At 43.1% G+C, this 18505-nt stretch carries 16 protein-coding genes and 1 pseudogene; 2 read left to right on the plus strand and 15 right to left on the minus strand.

Features of this window, described 5'->3' with window-relative positions; translation table 11 throughout:
* Positions 1-26: 26 nt before the first annotated feature.
* The 3 genes from ACE3MQ_RS02620 to ACE3MQ_RS02630 form a co-directional block, all read right to left on the minus strand.
* Positions 27-1028 carry an aldo/keto reductase gene (locus ACE3MQ_RS02620; protein ID WP_379390299.1) on the minus strand — a complete coding sequence of 334 codons (1002 nt, stop codon included), beginning with the start codon at positions 1026-1028 and terminating at the stop codon, positions 27-29.
* Positions 1029-1076: 48 nt separating this feature from the next.
* Entirely contained in the window at positions 1077-1250 is a 174-nt protein-coding gene (locus ACE3MQ_RS02625) for a DUF896 domain-containing protein (RefSeq protein ID WP_019638617.1), read from the minus strand.
* Positions 1251-1393: 143 nt separating this feature from the next.
* A complete protein-coding gene (locus ACE3MQ_RS02630) occupies positions 1394-1969 on the minus strand; it encodes a DUF4183 domain-containing protein (RefSeq protein WP_379390301.1) in 576 nt (191 codons plus the stop codon).
* A 648-nt stretch (positions 1970-2617) separates the two neighbouring features.
* Here ACE3MQ_RS02630 and ACE3MQ_RS02635 point away from each other — a divergent pair.
* On the plus strand, positions 2618-3034 hold the full coding sequence (locus ACE3MQ_RS02635; protein ID WP_379390303.1) for a DUF4183 domain-containing protein: 417 nt from the start codon (positions 2618-2620) through the stop codon (positions 3032-3034).
* Between the two features lie 94 nt (positions 3035-3128).
* Here ACE3MQ_RS02635 and yneA read toward each other — a convergent pair whose 3' ends face one another.
* Positions 3129-3530 (minus strand): cell division suppressor protein YneA, encoded by a 402-nt coding sequence (yneA, locus tag ACE3MQ_RS02640; RefSeq protein ID WP_379390305.1) that lies wholly within the window; start codon positions 3528-3530, stop codon positions 3129-3131.
* Between the two features lie 265 nt (positions 3531-3795).
* On the opposite strand from yneA, the gene lexA reads away from it, so the two are divergent.
* On the plus strand, positions 3796-4422 hold the full coding sequence (gene lexA / locus ACE3MQ_RS02645; protein WP_379390307.1) for a transcriptional repressor LexA: 627 nt from the start codon (positions 3796-3798) through the stop codon (positions 4420-4422).
* Positions 4423-4489: 67 nt separating this feature from the next.
* Here the strand turns inward: lexA and ACE3MQ_RS02650 are convergent, their stop codons facing one another.
* The 11 genes and pseudogenes from ACE3MQ_RS02650 to ACE3MQ_RS02695 form a co-directional block, all read right to left on the minus strand.
* Entirely contained in the window at positions 4490-5302 is an 813-nt protein-coding gene (locus ACE3MQ_RS02650; protein WP_379390309.1) for an alpha/beta fold hydrolase, read from the minus strand.
* Positions 5303-5371: 69 nt separating this feature from the next.
* Positions 5372-5668, minus strand: coding sequence for a hypothetical protein (locus tag ACE3MQ_RS02655; RefSeq protein WP_379390311.1), 297 nt, complete (start codon positions 5666-5668; stop codon positions 5372-5374).
* Positions 5669-5906: 238 nt separating this feature from the next.
* Positions 5907-6722: a YitT family protein gene (locus tag ACE3MQ_RS02660; RefSeq protein WP_379390721.1), complete on the minus strand. Its 816-nt coding sequence runs from the start codon at positions 6720-6722 to the stop codon at positions 5907-5909.
* A gap of 243 nt (positions 6723-6965) precedes the next feature.
* The gene (locus ACE3MQ_RS02665; RefSeq protein ID WP_379390313.1) at positions 6966-7595 is read right to left on the minus strand and encodes a hypothetical protein; all 630 of its coding nucleotides are present in this window, start codon (positions 7593-7595) and stop codon (positions 6966-6968) included.
* 159 nt (positions 7596-7754) lie between these two features.
* A pseudogene (locus ACE3MQ_RS27395) lies at positions 7755-7985 on the minus strand (transposase); the annotation flags it as partial.
* Positions 7986-8022: 37 nt separating this feature from the next.
* Positions 8023-8403: a hypothetical protein gene (locus ACE3MQ_RS02670; protein ID WP_379390315.1), complete on the minus strand. Its 381-nt coding sequence runs from the start codon at positions 8401-8403 to the stop codon at positions 8023-8025.
* 322 nt (positions 8404-8725) lie between these two features.
* Positions 8726-8869, minus strand: coding sequence for a hypothetical protein (locus ACE3MQ_RS02675; protein WP_379390317.1), 144 nt, complete (start codon positions 8867-8869; stop codon positions 8726-8728).
* 311 nt (positions 8870-9180) lie between these two features.
* On the minus strand, positions 9181-9624 hold the full coding sequence (locus tag ACE3MQ_RS02680; protein WP_379390319.1) for a hypothetical protein: 444 nt from the start codon (positions 9622-9624) through the stop codon (positions 9181-9183).
* Positions 9625-9645: 21 nt separating this feature from the next.
* Positions 9646-14832 (minus strand): RHS repeat-associated core domain-containing protein, encoded by a 5187-nt coding sequence (locus ACE3MQ_RS02685; RefSeq protein WP_379390321.1) that lies wholly within the window; start codon positions 14830-14832, stop codon positions 9646-9648.
* A gap of 4 nt (positions 14833-14836) precedes the next feature.
* The gene (locus ACE3MQ_RS02690) at positions 14837-15721 is read right to left on the minus strand and encodes a hypothetical protein (RefSeq protein WP_379390323.1); all 885 of its coding nucleotides are present in this window, start codon (positions 15719-15721) and stop codon (positions 14837-14839) included.
* A 13-nt stretch (positions 15722-15734) separates the two neighbouring features.
* Positions 15735-18278, minus strand: a complete 2544-nt coding sequence (locus tag ACE3MQ_RS02695; protein ID WP_379390325.1) for a fibronectin type III domain-containing protein — start codon at positions 18276-18278, stop codon at positions 15735-15737.
* Between the last annotated feature and the right edge of the window lie 227 nt (positions 18279-18505).

Genomic DNA, 18505 nt, shown 5'->3' on the forward strand with positions numbered 1-18505 from the left:
CGGATCTTCCTCCTATAAATGATCGTCTAAGGGTGGTTAATATTTCTACTAAATTTGTTCACGAAGCGGGCAGGATATTCATCAGGCAACGCACTTACTTCATCCAGGCGTTGGCGCAGCTCCTGCGGCAATCTCCAGCCGACCGAGCCAAGGTTCTCCTCGAACTGGGCGTACGTGCTTGCACCGAAAATCGGGGATGTAATGCAAGGCTGCTCCAGCAGCCAATTCAGCGACACCTGTGCCGGGGTTTTGCCCGTTTCTTCGGCTGCGGCCAATACGGTATCTAATATTGCAAAGTTCTTGTCGTAGGCCCTGCTCTCCCAGCTGCTTTCACCCGTTTTTGCCGTACCAAGTCGGCCTTCGTTTGGCGTTTCGCCCCTGCGATATTTGCCGGTCAGAAATCCACCGCCCAGCGGAGCCCATGGAATAATTCCGACCTTCTCCTCAGCACAGAGGGAGACCAGTTCGCGATCCGCTTCCCTATTAACTAGACTGTACTGCTGCTGTAAGGATATGTACCTGGAGTATCCTCTAACATCACTGATGCCAAGGCTTTTCATCAATTGCCATGACAAATAGTTCGAGCAGCCGATGTAACGCACTTTCCCGGAGGCGACCAGATCATCCAAGGCTCTCAGTGTCTCTTCGACCGGCGTATCGGCATCCCAGACATGGATTTGGTACAAATCAATGTAATCTGTGCCAAGCCTTTTCAGGCTGGCATCAATCCCATCCATGATCCGTTTGCGCGACGCGCCGAACCCGTTAACGTCCGGTGAGGTGCGCATCCGAACCTTTGTAGCTAAAACGACTTCCGAGCGCCGGTCTTTAATATGTTTGCCGACGATCTCCTCAGAGCGCCCCCCGGTATACACATCGGCCGTATCAATAAAATTGCCGCCCTGATCGAGGAAGGCGTGGATCATTCTGGCGGATTCCGCCTCATCCGTCTGCCCGCCGAACGTCATGCTTCCCAAACATAGCCGCGACACGGCTAACCCGCTTTTTCCAAGATATGCATATTCCATGGTTAGAACCTCCCTGCTCATATGTAAAGCCGGACCAAATGGCCGGCCTTATTTATCCACCACTTCAATTGATTCCAACTGCTGGCGGAAATTTCTTCTTATGTTTTGAAGGTACGTCTCACGGAGTTGAGCACGTTCCAGCATTTCGTCTTCCGTCAGTCCTTCGGCCTTATTTTTACGTGCTAATTCATTAATGCGTTGAACCATAGCATCTATATCCATATTATCCTCCTGCTGATTTAATCGTGAAACCTTCGCAAGTCCTGCTTATAATGCCCAAAAACCAGCTCCACTGCGCAAGGCATTCATCTTTACATTGACATGACAAATAGAGCTTGTCAAGACACTTAACCTTGAATTGCTTCCTATTGGATAAGGGCCAGAAACTCGACATTTTCAACGGTAATCGGCGACCCGGCCAATACAGTATCTACTTCAAGAATAAGTGTTAAGTCTGCTGTAGTCAAACTGTACAAACTGCCTTCCTGCAGGACACCATTAATATATAAATTGGAATAACCGTTTATCCCCATCCCCTTGAATTCTGCGGCCTTGGTGCCTTCATCATCCGTAAATTCGGCAGCGGCAACTTGGACAGTGCCTGTTATGCTGGAAGGTGGAAAATAGAAATACCGATACACCCTCGGCAGGATGGTGATCCCTTGCACCTCGCCCGGCGGGCCTGGCGGGCCTATCAGCCCAGGAGCTCCTGGGGAACCCGGTGGGCCTGGCGGGCCTGGGGGCCCTAGGGAACCTTCCATTCCACGTTCCCCCTTCGGGCCCGGGACTCCCATTGGCCCGGCTTCGCCCGCAGGCCCTAGCGCACCCTGCTTTCCCTGTGACTCTAACGAACCTTGCTGGCCCGTTGCCCCAGGCGCTCCCAATGGAACTGCTGCACCCGGTTGTCCTTGCTCACCACGCTTACTCTGTGACCATGGCACTCCTGATGTCCCAGTTTCACTCGGATGCCCTGGCTCCCCAGCAGGGCCCACAGAGCCCTCAGAGCCAGAAGCACCTTTGGTGCCGCGTGCATCCCACGCGTCTCTTTGCCTAGGCATGCCAGGTTTAGAGGGTTTTTCTATAGCACCCTCATGGCCACAGAACCCTTGCATTCCGCAATTACCATTAGCGCCCTGCATCATGCTCCATTCCTTTTTCCAACGTCTTCTCTTCTCACGTAAACCTTCTATTCTTCGCCGGAAACGTGGATGGCATTTTCTCTTCTTTCTTACTAAAGATATTTTTTTGCTTCTTTTAACATGGCCTGTGTAAAATGACTTCCTTATAACTACAGTTCTTTTATTTCTCACTTTGTTCCATTTCATTTTGAGTTTGGAAGCAGCACTAGACATTATAAACACCTTCCGCGTTTGTTTAATTTTTTTGCTTAGGTATCATATGCCTCTTTACTTTGACGCGAAATGGACATCTATCCGCACGAATTAACACTTGCGCCAGATTTTAGCTTTAATGTAAATGAGCCGTTTCATCGCGGCATAATCTTACATCCTATAATGTGGGGCGAAAGTGGAAAGCTTCTGCCAACGATTATCCCTTTCGCTCTATTTACGAAAAAAGGAGGTGATCACATGCCAGTCGTAAAAGCGGTATTTACGGCTACAGCATCAGCACCTGTTGCCACTGGCGGAACCATCACTACTACCATTAACCCGGTAACTACGCGTTTTTTCGCCACTATAACTGCCGGAATGATTGGAGCGACAGATACGACGATTCCCGCAGCAAGCTTTACGGATGACGCAGATGCTCCTATTACTGATTTACCAACAATTACAGCGGCGAACGATTATTTCAACGTTTATATTAACGGAGTTCTGCAGCAAAACTCCCTATCTACACTTACTACAGCCAGTTTGGTGCTTGCTACAACAGATCTCCTACTCGGAACACCTGTCACAATAGAAGTCGCCAGCTTTGCAGGCGCTGCTTCAGATTTAACGACTCCACCGACCATTTCCGCGCCTGATATTACAATTAACACGTAGCCATCAGTAAAAGAAGGAACCGCAAAAATCTCTGCGGTTCCTTCCTTCATCTAACAATGAGTTGTTTATATAAGACAGATCATATTACGAGTCATCATTTCGAAGGCATGACAAGTATGTCCCCGGGCTGAATGCTGCTTCCCTTCAAACCATTCGCTCGCATAATAGCATCGATATAAACTCTAGTATCCATATTCTCCGGCTTATGGTCTGCAGCAATCTTCCATAAAGAATCCCCTCGCTTCACTACAACAGAATCCGCCTCTTCGTATTGATGATCAGGTGAAGAGGCAACCACCGTCACCATCCCGGCCCATGCCATAACCATGAATAGAATGAACAGCATGACTTTAAACATAGTTATTCTAGATAAAATATTCGAAATAGAGTTAGTCAGCCGTTTCCCCATTCTCGTAGTAACAACCTGCAGCGTGCCCTGACTCCGTGAATTTGATTTACGATCATAAATGCTTTGATATGTACTGTATCTCAACATAATAATTATCACTCCAAACAAATGTTCTTATGATTTGAATTCATAGTAACACGAACACTTGTTTGATTCAATAGTTTTTTTAGAACAATTGTTCCCCTTTTTTCGACAACGATTTATAACTATTAATATATGAAAAGTTACACGATGATTATGGAAACCCAAACTGCATCCTATTCTGTCCCGTTATATTTAGAACTTATGTTTGTGCGAACGGAAGTTCTATGTTATAATTTTTCCAAACGTTACTAAATGGGGTTGATGGATTATGTCGAAGGTTTCTAGCCGTCAGCAAGCTATTCTTGAATTTATACGCTCAGAAGTAAGATTGAAAGGCTATCCGCCTTCCGTACGGGAAATCGGCGAAGCTGTCGGACTCGCTTCCAGTTCCACTGTACACGGCCATTTGGATCGGTTAGAGAAGAAAGGATTTATCCGGCGTGATCCTACGAAGCCAAGAGCGATCGAATTGCTGGGACAAGAAGATTCAGAGAATCTCGGCCAATTTGCTCATTCCGTTGCTCGCGTTCCCGTGATCGGCAAAGTCACTGCCGGCGTCCCTATAACTGCTACTGAGAACATCGAGGACTACTTCCCGCTTCCTCAGCATTATGCTGGCGAGGGTGAAATCTTTATGTTGTCCGTCGTAGGCGACAGCATGATTGAAGCAGGAATTCATAGCGGAGACTATGTCATTGTACGTAAGCAGCAAACGGCCAATAATGGCGAGATCGTCGTTGCAATGACCGAGGATGACGAGGCAACGGTTAAGACGTTCTACAAGGAAAAGGATCATATTCGCCTTCAGCCTGAGAATGCGACAATGGAGCCGCTTCGCTTGAAGCATGTGACGATATTGGGCAAAGTCGTTGGCCTGTTCCGCGATTTGCACTAGGTCTTTCACTAAGAAAGAGCGTACCTTGAGGTGCGCTCTTTCTTTATCTTTTATAACTTATTTTTCTCTATTTACGCAAAAAATGAACATAAGCCTCATTGAATGCCTCAAGCTCATCATAAAATACCCCATGCCCACCCCGCTCAAACCGGTAGAGCTCAGACTGCGGTATTCCCCGATGCAAAGCCTCCGCCGAGGCAAAAGGGACGATCTGGTCATGTGCGCCGTGAAATAACCCTGTAGGAACTACAATTCGTTTAAGATCCGAACGCAAGTCTTCATCCCTTAGAGAGACGAGCCCTTGAATTGTCCCATGTCCAGAAGCCTCCAGTCCTAAATCCTGAAACCAATCCCGAAAGGCCGGAGTAATTTTGCTGTAAAAAAATTTCTCCCCAAACTCCGCCAGCATCTGCGGGCGATTCGTATAGGTTTGATTAATGAGCATATTAATATCCTCTACAGGAAGTCCATAAGGATAATTGGGCGATTTGGAAAAGCGAGGGGCGGCCGCTGAAATCAACGCCAGCTTGCAGACACCATAGCCTGCATAACGGGCCATATAGCGAATGGCAATCGCTCCTCCGATCGAGAAGCCCGTAAGTATGAATGGATTTAGGCCAAGCGCTGCCACAACGGCATGTACATCAGCGGCCAGTCTGTCGTAATCATAACCTGTCCAAGGTCGATCCGATTGGCCGAACCCGCGTAAATCAAGACCGATGCAGCGGAATCCGTATTTCGGCAGGATGTTCCACTGATACTCAAACATTTTATGATTGACCGGCCAGCCATGAATAAACAGAATCGGCATGCTGCCCGGGCCGGGATTGACATCTTCGACAAATATTTTTACCCCTTGCTCTACCTCGATATAATACATCGTTTCTACTCCCTTCTAACGCGTTAAATTGGAACGCATATTATAGAAGGTATGCAGCAAACCTATGCTTTAGATCGGATACAGCTCCTGCTTATCCCCTATATCCTTTCTGCATTCTTTACACAATCCGGCAACATGGCCCCCATCATTCGAGTAAAATATGAGCTTCTTCACCTGGTTGCACCGGGAGCACTTCTGATTGCCAGGAGCAATGATATTCGAATCGATAGAGGAAGACCGTCTTTGAGACAAATGAATGACATTACTTCTCCGTCTTACAGAGTTACTCGACTTCGTTATGGCGATAGCGATCCATGCCGCGCCAATAAGTAAAAGTATTATAAACACAATTAGCCATACCGTCATCATTTATATCTCCTTAAAATATTTAAATGAATTCTTATTTCAGTAACGCTATTGTCATTTACAGGTTACTATATTTAGCTTAATGGAGACTAGCTGCTGCTGTAAACAGCAAATAGCCTTGGAGCTTTGCCCCAAGGCTATTTGTAATTGATTTTCCACGAAACGAGCGATGTGTCAACGCAGAATACCCCATACCCTCTCCGAGGAGAAAAGCATGGCTGCAGCCTCCCTTAACACATCAATGCGCCTTTTCCTCGGTAAAACTGCCACCCGTCACATCCGATACGGTTTCGATGGCAATGAATGCTCTAGGATCAATTTCACGAACGACCGTCTTCAGCATGGACAGTTCCAGCCGGCTGACTACGCAATAAATGACCTGAGTCTCCTCCTTGCTCATTCCGCCTCTCGCGTACAAGTAGGTTGTGCTTCTACCTAGGCTTTTCATAATAGCTTCTGCTACTTCATCATATTGCTTCGTAATGATCGTTACCGATTTAGACTCATCAAGCCCCTGCACGATTACATCCATTACCTTAGAAGCGATATAATAAGTAAAAATCGAATACATCGCCGAATCCCACCCAAGCAGGAAGCCAGCAACGATGAAGATGACAATGTTAATAATGAGAATGATCTGGCCTACGGAAATATTTACTTTTTTCGAGATTAAAATAGCTACGATTTCTGCACCGTCCGTCGTTCCCCCCAGCCTTAACACTAAACCGACGCCCAATCCGAGAAGGAGCGCTCCAAACAGAACGGCCAACAATTTATCATGCGTAAAAGCCTCCACATGATGCAAATAACCTGTTGTTAAAGAAAGTACCGCGATGCCGTACAGGGAAGAGAAAGCGAACTTCTTGCCCACTTGTTTATAGCCGATAAATATAAATGGAAGGTTAATCACAAATAGGAAAATCCCTAAAGGAATGCCCGTAATATTTGTCAGCATAAGCGAAATACCCGTTATTCCGCCGTCGATAATCGCATTCGGTACAAGGAACAGTTCCAATGCCACCCCGGCAATAATCGCCCCCAACGTAATAAACATAATCTTTGAAATAAGTTCTACCGGTTTGCTTACATTCGACTTTCTACTAGCTGCCTTGCCTCTACTTGACTTGCCTTCTGCCATCTTTTCAACCCTTTCAGTAAAATTTACATATAGATAATTTAATGAAAATTGAATTGAAAATCAAATAGATTTTAAAAAATGGCACAAAAAACCACACCGAAATCTTTCACCAGTGTGGCATGAATAAGCATTCTAATAGGATCACTTGATTAAATCCTCCTACTCTAATCTGCTTGAAGTACCTGCCCTAATGTCAATCTCGAATTTTTCCTCAGGTAGGCTAAATTCATTTGTCGTGTAGAGAATATAGTGGGAGGAATTGTCCGTTGTTTCAAGCTTCACCCAATGATTTGTCTCACTAACCCGAAGCACTACAATCTTATTAGTTTGAATGCCGATTATCGGTATGTACGATTCCTGTTTCGAACTCATATCCTTCACATAGAGCCGTGCATGACTGTTTCTTTGAAATAAATTTACTAGTTCGATCCGATATTCATACCTTCCATCCTCTGTCATTTTCAATGTATCATTATAGATTTTTTCTTTCGTCCAGCCATTTGAACTTACGCTTTGAATCAGAGCGGCAGAGAGCAGCGTTGATAATGTTAGTGCTACACTGATTCCAACATAGCTTCCCCCGCTCGTTGGCTTCCATTTTTTAATGAGCAATAGCATGAAAAACATAGCTAACAATAAGACTGGAATACCCGCTCCCCATAATATAGTAGTTCCTATAAGATCCATTCCTCGCTGAAAATATGCCGTTGATCCTAGAAGAAACCAAATAAATGATGTAATACTAAAGATTATTATGGCTATTAATAGAAGTCGTAACCACACTCGCATACTTGCCCTCCTTGGAAAAGCACAAAAGCATTGCGCTTAGTTTTACGTATATAAAAACAGAAATATGCTAGTGCTGGAAATATTTAATCTACAGCTGATTCCAACAGTTTGTAGGTCGGGGGAAGCACCATTAAAAACACCGTTTTGCTTGACGGATTGTCAAGCTAAGTGCGATAGTTCACCCCTAAAAGCTTCGTTAGCAATCTTCCAACCTAGACATTTACGATGTCGAAGGTTAATATGACGGAAAGCTTCAGCCAATTCTTTGTCGGCGACCAAAGCGAAGTTATAGCCTTTAGGGAAGAATTCCCGAAGAAGCCCGCTTCCATTTTCGTTAAAGCCGCATTGCCAGGATGAATAAGGATCTGTAAAGATAACCTTTAAATTATGGAGATTTCCAATGTTTTAGCATTGTGGCGAAATTACGCTAAAGCCTTACGTGAACGATCCCATTACTAATGTCAATTTCTTCGTCGATTGGCGATGAATCTAATTTAAATATCTCTAGTTCATCTATATACCCGTTAACAACGTGTAGTAAAAATAAGATTGGAGCAGAATCACTCCCCAGTTCGACCTCCATTTCCACAGGTACTGTTTGATTGCAAACATACTTATCTACATAGGGTGGTATTCTTAAATCAATAGTCTTACAGCCGCAATCACATACACTTACTACTACTGCATTTTTCATTTGGGATTCAAGAATATAGTTATTTGGTAAATAACTTATCATTTTCGTTATCGAAGACTTCTCGAATGGACTAAGAACTCTCGCCTGGGCTAATATCCTCTTCAATCTACTCATTATTCACCTCTAATTCTAGGTCTCTTCGGCATATTTGAAGGAATTGCGAATGCCCTCTTCTTGCGCCAGGATATTGCTCCATTCATCGTACTGATAGCTGTTGCCGTTCTCGTCCATAATCTATACGACGTCACCGTGGCCGTTATAAATATAGTAGTACTTCTTGTTTGTAGCCACATCCCGTCTGGCGAGTCCGATCCGGGCTCCAGACGTAATTCACTACCGCCTGGTTGTAAGCATTAGACTCAGAAATGACCTGGCCGTGATTGTTATAATCGTAACGTACTTTCTCCGTAACTGGCGTAGGGGGAATAGGCGACGTTCAACTTTCAGGAGCTGGTGTTATAATGGTCGTCTTGGTCAGCCGTAGTGCCTGCATCTCATACTCAAACTCGGTCGTCACATTCTCTTTGGCAACACTCTTAAGCTGATCCCAGACGTGTACGTTTATTCTGGCTGTCTTCAATCAGGCTGTCGCCTTTCAGCGTCTTGCGGTTCCCTCGAGCATCGTAGGTATAAACGACGAAGGGCGTTTTACTTGAATTAACCGATCTAACCTGCATTCATTCAGAAAAACGATCAACTCTTGTTAATAGTTTGATATTTATGTTTTACAACCACGACCACTTTTTAAAGACTAAACTGTGCCCCATACATTCGTATGTAACGGATAACGCTCACGTGTTTTCGGTTTCAACCGAGTTATTACGTGAGCGCTATCAGTCTATGTTCCCTTATCCAAAATATATCGCATGATGACTAACAAAATTCTATAAACTAAGAAATTATCTTAATATCATCAGCTAAAATTCCAACTAATTCATGATCTGAAAACAAAAACTTGACGCTTCCCATTCTAATTTCATTTGTAACTACTTTATTTTCTGCTAACCAAACAATAAATTTTTTTGAGAAATGCTGGACATATATTTCTCTATTGGACGAAAGATAATTAAAAGATGGAACCCCAATACTACATGTAACAGTAGACTCCAATGAACATTTTGCTGTTAAAACCAATTTAGGATATATACATTCTAATTCTCCTATTATTCCCTCTTTGTTAAGCCAAAGACATAAATTTTTTCCTAACTGTATAGGACTACAATTATCATCCATAAAGCTAGTAACGATATTATACGTTTTAACTGCAGTGTTGTAAGTTGAGTAAATTGTTTCTGAACTGTTATCCAATTCAAACAGTGATTTAAGTTCCAGCATTAAATATTTCTCCTGTCTATATCATTTAAAACTATTGGGGTGTATTCCAACAATTTCCTTACTCTCTGGATTAACAAAAACTTTTGTACCTGTCATTGGATTTATATGAATAACACTCCCAGGTTCCCCCTTTATAGGAGCTGTGCGCAGCGCATCTACAATATCATCAGGCATAATATCCTTTCTTCCAGATTTAAACAAGCTATTGTAAGCATGTACGTTAAATATAAATTTTTTATCTGCAACCTTTACTCCATCTTTAAGCCAGGTATCAAATACTGGCCGTCTAGTAGCCCTTAACTTAGTATCACCCCCAGCATTATAAATCTTTTTCGGATTATTTGGACCCGGAATAGGAATTAGATTAACTAGAGCAGGAATTGATTTTCCGTAATCAGATGAGAAAACATCTCTCATATCACTTACACCTGATAGTTGATCCATAAAACGTATAAGTTCTTGCGTCCTCTGCTCTTCTATCTGTCTATTTTTCTTACTAGCCTCTATTGAGGATGCTTGCATTGCAAGTAATAATTGCTTCATTAAGTTATTAAAATATACCTGGTCATCAATATATTTTGAACTTGCATTTATCTGTTTTCCATTACTGTCGGTAGCGCATTTACCAGGATGTGAGTAGAATTTCCCATTTACAACCGCCTCACAATAATTCCCTGAAGGATCAACATTATTAATCGGTGCATTTACGACATACGTATACAAATTCAAACTCAGGGGATTTGTAACGTTCCCCTCATACGTATCCTTACTTACAAACCGCCCTGTCTCAGGATTATAATATCTAGCTCGTAAGTAATAAAGACCCGTCTCCTGATCTAAGATCTCCCCGGCATATTTGAAGGAGTTACGAATACCCTCTTCCTGAGCCAGGATGTTGCCCCATTCATCGTACTGGTAGCTGTTGACCTTGGTGCCGTTCTCGTCCACAATCTGTACGACATCACCGTGGCCGTTATAGAGATAGTAGTACTTCTTGTTTGTGGCCACATCCCGTTTAGCGAGCATCCGATCCGGGCCCCAGACGTAATTCGCTATCGCCTGGTTGAAGGCATCGGATTCGGAAATGACCTGGCCGCGGTTGTTATAAGCGTATCGTACTTTTTCCGTAACTGGCGTAGGGGGAGTAGCCATTCCACTTTCGTGGGCTGGTGTTGTAGTGGTCGTCTTAGACAGCCGTAGTCCTTGCATCTCATACTCAAACTCGGTCGTCACATTCTCTTTCGCCACACTCTTAAGCTGATCCCAAATGTTGAAGATGTACGTTTGTTCTTGGCTGTCTTCAATCAGGCTGTCGCCTTTCAGTGTCTTGCGGTTGCCACGGGCATCGTAGGTGTAGACGATGGTCTGACCGGAAGGGCGTTTTACTTGAATTAACCGATCCAGCTTATCGTATTGGTAGCTCGTCGTACCCGCCCCATCCGTTACCAGGGTAATGTTGCCATTGGCATCATATTGATATTGGTACTCGGATAAGGTCGTCGTCCCTTTCTTATTCGTGACTTTCAAGAGTCTCCCAATAGCATCATAGGTGTAATCACTGGTCAAAAAACTACCATCCGTCAATTTTGGATAAGTCACCCGCTTCAGCTTGCCATCCGGCTCGTAGCTGTACTGAGCATTTGCATTTTCTGCAGTCGTCTGTGAATACGTACCGTTGGTCTGTACCCGGCTAATCCGCGTCTTATCGTACGTATAGTGCGTGAAATAATCGAAAGCGTCAGCCACATTTTTCAATCGATTTTGGTCATCATATTCATGCCGGACAACCGTGGCTACTCCGTCGTATACGGTAGCCTTGTATTTCAAGGAACCAAAGATATTGTAATCATTATACACCGTCATATAATTGAAACCATTACGAACTTCCTCTTGACGCAGTGGGCCAAAAACACGATATTGGTAGATATTTTTTAAAGTTGTTGATCCAGCAACTTTAATAATATTACGGCCAACCTCATCGTAAGCATAGCTAATAAGAGTGTTATTCGGATCTTTCCGGGTAGCTATTTGTCCTAATTTATTTCGTGTAAAAATGTCCTGGTTGGAAGCAGGATCCGTACTCGTTCGCATAAATCCTGTCTCGTCATAGTTTTTATTCGTCGCCCAGGTTTTGGTACCCTCGCTTTGTGACGTGGATTGGAGCTGTCCGAGCTTGTTATACGCATACGTAGTCGTCTGGTTTAATGCGTCTACAACCGAGATTAAGCGGTTAAGCTTATCATACCGATAGTTTGTTGTATTCCGATTCGGATTCGTATAGCTAATTACATTTCCTAAATGATCATAAGCAATATCTTCTTGTACGACACCTGCCGTGCGATTCGGCCAATTTGGATATGCCTTCATAACGTTTTCTCTTCCCCATTGGTCAGAGATTGTTTCCAGAACGTTCCGTTTCAAGCCATCCTGCGGACTATTACGGAAAGAGGCAATATCGCTCGCCGCCACCATATAGGAGGTACTCTTGCGATCAATGATGTCGTAATCTGTGCGATACAGGTTACCAAACGGATCTGTTGATTCATATGTTCTTCCCCAGGCATCATATTTGGCCGTAGATACATTGCCGCTTGTATCTATGACATACTCGGGTCTAGCCATGATATCATAATGATATTGTGCCAAAATCAATTCTCGATTGGTTGTATTATCCAGCTGCCCCATTAGGACTGTATTTCCAAATCCATCATAAAATTCATGTTTAATGTTGTCGTAGTTGACGGCATTATCACTTAAACGGGTCGTCATCGTATGAGAATCAACCCTTGTGGTGATAAGATATTTATTCTCACTATCAAAATAATTAGGAGTATTATCTACGGTTTGATCGTTATACACAAAAACCTCTTCCATCTGATAACGCTCACCGCTTTGGTTATTAGCCACAGGATAAAGCGTTTTGGTCAATCTTCCGTAAACGTCATACTGGTACTGTGTTGTCTTATTTTCTGCATTCGTCTCGGAAGTCATCAGTCCAAGCAGAACATTATATGTCCGCTGAACCGAAGTCTCCACTTGCTGACCTGACTCGTTCGTATAATAGCTTTTGATTGTCGTAGGGAATAGCTGATATGATCCACTTTGGCTGTAGTGTGAGACCGTCTTCGCCGTCTTGCCATTCTCTAGCGGTACGATGACTTCTTCGGTTCTGCCGTCAGCGGCTTGCGCGAAATGATATGTTGTCACTTCACCGTTAGCATTTTGCGCTGTTTTGAGCCTGCCTTGGGCATCATAAGTAAACTGCTCAGTAAGCATATTTCCAGCCGATTGATAGTACTCAATTTTAATAGGCAGTTTAAAGTTGGTATCATAATTATAAGTTTTCGTATGCTGCACCACCTGAGCTGCATCATTTAATTGGGCAGCAGTTAATGGACGTGTTGTACTCTTCAAATCCCCCCAATTATAGTAAGCATATGTTTGATAAAGCTTGTTCTCCCTGCTTCCACTAGTTGTCTTGGTTTCAATCTTTGTCGGCTTGTATTTATAAGCTGTATCAAAGGCTTGCACCGTTTCCGTAATTTTTTCTCCATTCGAGGCCATTTGTTCGGTAATTAGCAATTGCTTCTTACCATTGAAGGTATATTTCGTTCTTGCTCCATCCTGATTCACATATTCCGATCCGAATCGGTAGGATTCCGGAATGGATTCCTCGGCATAATAGGTTGGATAACCAGTAACATCACCGAAATAAGTATATTCGCGCTGATTATACAAACCTTGGGCATAAATTTCCGGGCTTGCTGCATCATAATTATAACGATTTAAACTATCCCATCTCCTTGTAACTTGAAAAGCTTGATAAGCCCCCTCTGCACCCCAGTTCCGAGAGATTACTTTATATTCATAGAATGAAGTCGAATGTGGATACATCGCATACTGTAATAGATAGACTGCTGTACCAGCAGAATTATTAAGAGATTTTCCCGCAGCATCGAATTTTTCTGATGCCAAATAGTAATTATAATAAGTGCTATAGCCTTTCATATCGGTGACACGGAATAAATACGGTTCATACCTTCGTCCAACTAGAGAGCCGTTTTCGAAAATACTGACTTCCTCACGCTTTTTAGCATAAACAATTGTTCTTCTCTCTGTAGTTGAAGGGTGACTGATCGTTATTGTAATATTCTCCGTCATATTTTGGCGATCAAAGTTAGGATCCGTCAAATTGCTTTGATATGCAAAATCAACATTACGACCAATAGAATCTACTATTTTTGAAATTACAGGGTAGCTCCTGCCATTCATTGTTCGATTGATATGCGTGAACTTTATTTCATTATTGAATCGATCCTTGATCCCAAGCAGTCTTCCATCGCTACCGAAATAGGTCTTTTTCTTATTCTGATCCACGAGCGCATAGGTGGACGCCATCTGACCATTTGAATATCCAGTATCCCTTAGCAGTTCAACATCGTTTCGGCTATAGTCCTCCAGTTTCCCCCGGTTATTAGCGTCAAATTTTACGATATAGGCTGCTCCTGCTCCATCATGATAGTGAATATACGTTCCCTCAATTTGTAAAGACGGGAACGCAAGAGACCAACCGCCACCCAAATCATACCTTAATCGGCTGTACGAGTTTTCGTCAGGGTAAATTTTTGTCATTGTCGTATAGGTTACTTGAACATATAATACATCCTTGTACTCAATATCATAATCTAAGTAAATACGGCCGCTATCAGGTTGATTTTTAATATAATAGTTAGCTATATTATGAGCTGCAGTAGTATCTAAATAATACCCTGGAAAATACGTGCCGTACCGGTTCGCATTTTTATCCCAATAAAGTATAGTGACATAATATCCAGATCCCCAGCCAGCCTGCTGAGAAGTACTTGATGTCACAGATACGCGTTTCGTTCCTACCTCGGCTTGGCTGGAATTATACAAACGTCCGATCGTTAAATCTAGGCCATCCTTACCGGGTAAGCTGACATCAACTTCGGAGAGCGTGAGTGTACCTGTCGCTGGGTCAACAGTCTCCGATACCATACTGCGATCCGATAAATTCGGTTTATTGGATTCATTTACAAGCTTGGGCGTAACCAGGCCATTCAACACCCGCTCAAGCTGCTGACTATCGATCTGAGCATGTACTCTGGAGACGCCTGATTGAGAAGCAATAACAAACACCAATACGGCAACGATAAAATTTCGAATCAATGCTCCGATTTTTCTCATGTCGTTACTCCTTTTCTGCCAGAGCATGTTTGCTCGCTTCCTTAGCAGCATGGTATTGCTGGATCAGTTCACTTTCAGGAATTCCCGTATCCTCTGCGATCGAACGGATCGTCTTCAGGACATCTGCATCGACGGATGAATTATTGCTGGTGCTTCTAGCACTTTGAGACTGTGCTTTCGCATTCGGCTTAGGCTGATAATTGGCAACTGCCTGTTCACCGCCCATTTCATATGCCTTGATCAGCTCCGTAATTGTTCCTTTCCCTATATCAAAGGCAATTAATATGATGAGTTTTTCTTCATCTTCTAGCTTCTCATTATTTAGTTGAGCATAGGCCTGAGGATGATCTGCGGATAGTTGGGATAACTGCCTCAATTGATTTTCCCGAGTTATCTGCACTTCTAATTCATTCCAATCCAGTTCGCTAACCTCTTTTCGTGTTGCTAATTCCATTGGTTCAATAATCAGCTTATTCGCCAAATGATCTAGTTGATATAAATCCTCAATTGAGTATCCTCTGGTAACTAGCTCCTCCAATTGTTCATCTGTAAGCTCGAACAGATCTTTCTTATTCACATCTACCGCTATTGACTTAGCCACATGCTGATTAACTTCGGGCTGGATTTCTTTATTCTCGAAGACGACCTGCTCTTCCGTATGAAACCCGGTAAAAGGTTCTAAATCATGATTTAACTCGAATTGAAGATTCGGTTCCTGATCTGGAACCTGAATAATATGCTCCTGTGATGGCAAATCGAACATCACTTCGTTCACCTTCCCCACGAACTCTTCCGCAAATCCAATGGAACCTGGGGTGATTAGAGAAGCAATAAGACCTGCACAAAGCGGCAATACAAACCACTTGCGATTTATTTTAGTTTTTTTCATTTTTTCCACCTCATTAAGGAGTAATTATAGTTCTTAGCACGTTTTTCTTAAGCAGATTTCCATTCCGATCATATTCATATTGAATCTGATAGCGATATAAACCTTGCACATATTCGGTCTTAGTTAGTCGATTTGCATCATCGTATACATATTGCTTCGTAGGAGCCGGCGTAATTCTAAAGCGGTAGGGCTCAAAACTATAATCACCATTCAAAGAAGAAACCTTGATATATACGAACGAGTTTTTAGCTAAATAGAAAGAAACATCTTCATCCCTGCCATGAGTTTGCCTAATCACTGAAATTGGTTGTTTATTGGCATTTAATAGCTCTAATTTGTATTTGTGGTCACTTGGAGATTGGAAGGTCAGGAAATAGGTATCCCCCTCCGAAGCCGTGAACTTATAGAAATCAACATCTGTCTTGCTGGAAATATACGATTCATACGTCTGAAGAGCATTTACCACAGTTGCCGTCTCTGGCGTATCATTAGGTTCATAGGTATCGATACTTATAGATGTCAAATAAATGGCATCTAAACCTAAAATGTAGCTTGTGCTTGCCGGGTTATTACCGATTACTTCAAAACGTATCGTGTGCGTTGCCCTATCATCCAAGGTGATCTGGCCGATCTCCGTATCAATGTGCCGTGAAGTCAAGTTATAAAAATCTAGCGACTCGGCGACTGTCGTTCCATCCACGGTAATTTTGGCAATTCCCCGGTTTTTAAACTGGCGAATTCTCAGATCGAGTTGATACGCGCCTTTCTCAGCTACGAATGGAAATTCAATATAGTCTCCTACCGCATTAGCTTCATAGAAAGCGTGCAATCCCGCACTGGATTTGCTCTCTTCCAGCATGCTAAGCTTATCCCCTGAATGCGTAATGCCTGGCAGTTGTTCAAATTCATAAATCAACTTCCCGGAAAGCGTCGTAACCGAAATACTCTCACTTAATTCCGAGGCGACCTGATGCTGGCTCAAGGCTCGGATTTTATAGGAGTATTCCGTCCCTGGCGTTAAACCAGTCAAAGTATGGAATGTTTTTGTTCCAACAACAGTCGCTGCTAAAACTTCGTCCTGATAGATTTCATAAGATTCAATGACGACCCCTGGTTCTTGAAGAGGAATGATCCATTCCAAATTAATCGTGGTATCCGACTGAATATCGGATTTTAAATTCGTTGGTGCATGGGGTGCAGCAGGCTGTGTTTGCTTCGTCAAATACATCGCATCCATGCCCATAATATAGTTGGAACTGGTAGGGTTTTTATCTAAAACTTCGAAACGAATCGTATGCGTTGCCCTGTTGTCCAAGGTAATCTCACCGATCTGAGTATTGATATGTCTTGCTGATGGATTGTAAAAATCCAGCGGATGGCCAATAGCTGTCCCATCAACATATATTTGCGAAATACCGCGATTATTGAATTGCTTGACTCTTAAATCCAATTGATAGGTTCCTGCCTCGGCAGCAAAAGGAAACTCGATCCAGTCTCCTGCGGCATTCGATTCATAAAAAATGTGTTTCCCGGCACTGGATACATTCTCTTCGATACGGCTCAGCCTGTCTCCTGAATGGGTTACCTCTTCAAGGCTTTCAAATTCATAAACGTATACCCCCGACATGGTTTCAATTTGAATCGTATTACTGAACTCAGAATAAATTTGCCCTTGACTTTTCGCTCTTACTTTGAACGAGTAAGATGTTCCCGGTGTAAGATTAACAACGGTATACTGAGTCTTCGTAGCCGGAGTAGTCGCTGACAAAACATCATTTACAAAAATTTCGTAAGACTCGATCGTTGCTCCAGATGAATACACAGCTGGATTCCAATCCAAATTAACTGTAGTATCCGACTGGATTCCCGTCTTTAAATTGACCGGGGCATCTGGAACCAGTAATGTGTCTTGTTTTGTCAGAACCATGGCGTCCAGACCTAGTATATAGCCTGTACTGTCTGGGTTCTTATCAATGACTTCAAAGCGAATCGTGTGCGTTGCCCTGTCATCCAACGTGATCTGACCGATCTCCGTATCAATGTGCCTAGCCGTAAGGTGATAAAAATCCAAAGGTTGACCTACAGCTGAACCATCTATGTATATTTGCGAGATTCCCCGGTTCTTAAACTGCTTGATTCTCAAATCGAGCTGGTAGGTTCCTTCCCCTGCCTCAAATGAAAATTCAATCCAATCCCCAACTGCATTGGATTCATAGAATGCATGGCGTCCACCGCTGGAAACATCCTCTTCGACAAAGGTTAGACGCGTTCCCGAATGGCTGCCCGTATAAATATTTTCAAACTCATATACCTGCTGACCGGCTAGCAGTGTCATTGCCTTCTGGGATGAATATTGCGCTTCTGACAGCTCATCAATATCAGAATCGGGTAAACTTTCCACGTCATCTTCAGAGATTGTCGGGGCATCTTCCTCCGGTACTTCTGCTGGTGCTTCTAAAGAAGATTCGGTGTCTGGACTGGTGTCTGAATCGGCTCCTTCACTTCCTACGCTTTCCTCGCTCTGATCTGGATTTTCATCCGTATGATTGTCATCCACAAATGCGGATTCTTCCTCCTGTTGAGATTTAACTACTGAAGGCTTGGATTTCTGGCTGTCTGCAAATAAACTCGTCGACTGAGAAATGAGTACTGCAATAACTAATAAGCTTGAGCATACTCTTCTACGAATAGTTGACAAAAACATCACCCTTTCTGAGATATTATTCCTAGGATATCAATATTTACCTATAAATCAATCAGCTAAAATTGCTGAAAACTATCTTA

The organism is Paenibacillus lentus (assembly GCF_042714055.1).
GTDB lineage: Bacteria > Bacillota > Bacilli > Paenibacillales > Paenibacillaceae > Fontibacillus > Fontibacillus lentus_A.

What these genes read in the sequence shown, in the direction of transcription:
- ACE3MQ_RS02620 (WP_379390299.1), bottom strand. Translation starts at nt 1,028, where the DNA reads ATGGAATATGCATATCTTGGAAAAAGCGGGTTAGCCGTGTCGCGGCTA.
- ACE3MQ_RS02625 (WP_019638617.1), bottom strand. Translation starts at nt 1,250, where the DNA reads ATGGATATAGATGCTATGGTTCAACGCATTAATGAATTAGCACGTAAA.
- ACE3MQ_RS02635 (WP_379390303.1), top strand. Translation starts at nt 2,618, where the DNA reads ATGCCAGTCGTAAAAGCGGTATTTACGGCTACAGCATCAGCACCTGTT.
- yneA (WP_379390305.1), bottom strand. Translation starts at nt 3,530, where the DNA reads ATGTTGAGATACAGTACATATCAAAGCATTTATGATCGTAAATCAAAT.
- lexA (WP_379390307.1), top strand. Translation starts at nt 3,796, where the DNA reads ATGTCGAAGGTTTCTAGCCGTCAGCAAGCTATTCTTGAATTTATACGC.
- ACE3MQ_RS02650 (WP_379390309.1), bottom strand. Translation starts at nt 5,302, where the DNA reads ATGTATTATATCGAGGTAGAGCAAGGGGTAAAAATATTTGTCGAAGAT.
- ACE3MQ_RS02655 (WP_379390311.1), bottom strand. Translation starts at nt 5,668, where the DNA reads ATGACGGTATGGCTAATTGTGTTTATAATACTTTTACTTATTGGCGCG.
- ACE3MQ_RS02660 (WP_379390721.1), bottom strand. Translation starts at nt 6,722, where the DNA reads ATGTTTATTACGTTGGGGGCGATTATTGCCGGGGTGGCATTGGAACTG.
- ACE3MQ_RS02665 (WP_379390313.1), bottom strand. Translation starts at nt 7,595, where the DNA reads ATGCGAGTGTGGTTACGACTTCTATTAATAGCCATAATAATCTTTAGT.
- ACE3MQ_RS02670 (WP_379390315.1), bottom strand. Translation starts at nt 8,403, where the DNA reads ATGAGTAGATTGAAGAGGATATTAGCCCAGGCGAGAGTTCTTAGTCCA.
- ACE3MQ_RS02680 (WP_379390319.1), bottom strand. Translation starts at nt 9,624, where the DNA reads ATGCTGGAACTTAAATCACTGTTTGAATTGGATAACAGTTCAGAAACA.
- ACE3MQ_RS02685 (WP_379390321.1), bottom strand. Translation starts at nt 14,832, where the DNA reads ATGAGAAAAATCGGAGCATTGATTCGAAATTTTATCGTTGCCGTATTG.
- ACE3MQ_RS02690 (WP_379390323.1), bottom strand. Translation starts at nt 15,721, where the DNA reads ATGAAAAAAACTAAAATAAATCGCAAGTGGTTTGTATTGCCGCTTTGT.